Raw genomic sequence first — 624 nt, 5'->3', positions numbered from 1 at the left:
TCGAATCCCTCTCTCTCCGCCAGATACAAAAGAAACCGCCCTTGAGGCGGTTTTTTTGTGCCTGCAGAAAGAGGAGACTCTATTTACATCATACTTTGTAAGTAAAGTTGTTCACCCAGACGATCCATCAGGTTCAGTTGAATTTGTAACCAGTAAGCGTGATCTTCTTCGGTATCTTTCAAAATGCCGACCAGCATCTCACGGGTGACATAATCATCAACTTCTTCACAGTACTCAATGACTTCGCGTAACGTTTTTGCGTTGTTGTACTCAAGCTGCAGATCGTTTTCCAGCATTTCGCGGACATCTGAACCTATGGTATGAGGTTCACGCGCATCCATTTTGGGTTTACCTTCCAGAAATAGAATTCTGCGAATGAGCAAGTCCGCATGACCACGTTCATCATCAATTTCATGGTTAATACGCTCATAAAGCTTCATTAAGCCCATGTCTTCGTATTGCCGTGAATGCGATGTGTACTGGTCAATTGAAGTGAGTTCAAAAGCCAGAAGACGATTGAGCTGCTCAACGACGTTATTATCTCTGTTCATTATTCAGCTCCTTGAATTTTTGTTTGCAGATAAACTTCATTGCCAAGGCGCGATATAAGATCAATTTGGGTTT

At 42.5% G+C, this 624-nt stretch carries 1 protein-coding gene; it reads right to left on the bottom strand.

Annotated features, from left to right (window positions below):
- Positions 1–83: 83 nt before the first annotated feature.
- Entirely contained in the window at positions 84–551 is a 468-nt protein-coding gene (gene bfr / locus B3180_RS09345; protein WP_054486877.1) for a bacterioferritin, read from the bottom strand.
- Positions 552–624 lie beyond the last annotated feature (73 nt).

The organism is Idiomarina sp. UBA4206 (assembly GCF_002383015.1).
GTDB classification, from domain to species: Bacteria; Pseudomonadota; Gammaproteobacteria; order Enterobacterales; family Alteromonadaceae; genus Idiomarina; species Idiomarina abyssalis.
This window is presented reverse-complemented; position numbering and strand designations above follow the sequence as displayed.